The organism is Streptomyces sp. NPDC104096 (assembly GCF_055584385.1).
On record NZ_JBVJMD010000155.1, the window covers coordinates 1 to 1,815 of the forward strand.

Annotated in this window: 2 protein-coding genes; both read left to right on the forward strand. The window is 70.6% G+C overall.

Annotated elements, in window-relative coordinates:
- On the forward strand, positions 1-789 hold the full coding sequence (locus ACZ60B_RS42910) for an electron transfer flavoprotein subunit beta/FixA family protein (protein WP_469397522.1): 789 nt from the start codon (positions 1-3) through the stop codon (positions 787-789).
- 51 nt (positions 790-840) lie between these two features.
- Positions 841-1,815, forward strand: a complete 975-nt coding sequence (locus tag ACZ60B_RS42915; RefSeq protein ID WP_469397524.1) for an electron transfer flavoprotein subunit alpha/FixB family protein — start codon at positions 841-843, stop codon at positions 1,813-1,815.

Sequence of the window (1,815 nt, forward strand, 5' to 3'; positions counted from 1 at the left end):
GTGAGCTTGAGGATCGTTGTCACTGTGAAGTACGTGCCCGACGCCACTGGCGACCGGCACTTCGCCGATGACCTGACCGTGGACCGGGACGACGTGGACGGTCTGCTCTCCGAGCTCGACGAGTACGCGGTCGAGCAGGCGCTGCAGATCTCCGAGAACTCGGACGACGACGTGGAGATCACCGTCCTGACGGTGGGTCCCGAGGACGCCAAGGACGCGCTGCGCAAGGCGCTGTCGATGGGCGCCGACAAGGCGATCCACGTCGAGGACGACGACCTGCACGGCACGGACGTCATCGGCACCTCGCTGGTGCTGGCCAAGGCCATCGAGAAGGCCGGCTTCGACCTGGTCGTCTCCGGCATGGCCTCCACCGACGGCACCGCGGGTGTGGTCCCGGCGCTGCTGGCCGAGCGCCTGGGCGTCCCGCAGGTCACCCTGCTGTCCGAGGTCTCCGTCGAGGACGGCACGGTCAAGGGCCGCCGCGACGGCGACGCCGCCTCCGAGCAGCTCGAGGCCTCCCTGCCGGCCGTCGTGTCGGTCACCGACCAGTCGGGCGAGGCGCGTTACCCGTCCTTCAAGGGCATCATGGCCGCCAAGAAGAAGCCGGTTCAGTCCTGGGACCTGTCCGACCTGGACATCGAGGCGGACGAGGTCGGCCTCGAGGGTTCCTGGACGGCCGTCGACTCCGCGGCCGCGCGCCCGGCGCGCACCGCGGGCACCATCGTCAAGGACGAGGGCGAGGGCGGCAAGCAGCTCGCCGAGTTCCTCGCGGGCCAGAAGTTCATCTAAGCCCGCAGCAGCTGACCGCCCCTCAATTCATCCCCGCAGGAGAGCAATCCCATGGCTGAAGTCCTCGTCTACGTCGACCACGTGGACGGTGCCGTCCGCAAGCCCACTCTCGAGCTGCTGACGCTCGCCCGCCGGATCGGCGAGCCCGTCGCCGTCGCGCTCGGCGCCGGTGCCGAGAACACCGCCGCCGTGCTCGCCGAGCACGGCGCGGTGAAGGTCCTTGTCCACGACGCCGCCGAGTACGCCGACTACCTCGTCGTCCCGAAGGTGGAGGCCCTCCAGGCCGCCGTCGAGTCTGCGTCCGCCGCGGGCTCCCTGGCCGCCGTGCTGGTGTCGTCCTCCGCCGAGGGCAAGGAGATCGCCGCCCGTCTGGCGCTGCGCATCGGTTCCGGCATCATCACCGACGCCGTCGACCTGGAGGCCGGCGACGAGGGCCCGGTGGCCACCCAGTCGGTGTTCGCCGCGTCCTTCACCACCAGGACCCGTGTCTCCAAGGGCACCCCGGTCATCACGGTCAAGCCGAACTCGGCCGCCGTGGAGGCCGCCCCGGCCGCCGGCAGCGTCGAGGCCCTCGCCGTGTCCTTCTCCGAGAAGGCGACCGGCACCAAGGTCACCGGCCGTACGCCGCGTGAGTCGACGGGCCGTCCGGAGCTGACCGAGGCCGCGATCGTGGTCTCCGGCGGCCGTGGCGTCAACGGTGCCGAGAACTTCGGACTCATCGAGGCGCTCGCCGACTCGCTCGGTGCGGCCGTCGGCGCCTCGCGTGCCGCGGTGGACGCGGGCTGGTACCCGCACACCAACCAGGTCGGCCAGACCGGCAAGTCGGTCTCGCCGCAGCTCTACATCGCCTCCGGCATCTCCGGCGCGATCCAGCACCGCGCCGGCATGCAGACCTCGAAGACGATCGTGGCCATCAACAAGGACCCCGAGGCCCCGATCTTCGACCTGGTCGACTACGGCGTCGTCGGCGACCTGTTCGACGTCGTCCCCCAGCTCACCGACGAGGTCAAGACCCGCAAGGGCTGA

What these genes read in the sequence shown, in the direction of transcription:
- ACZ60B_RS42915 (WP_469397524.1), top strand. Translation starts at nt 841, where the DNA reads ATGGCTGAAGTCCTCGTCTACGTCGACCACGTGGACGGTGCCGTCCGC.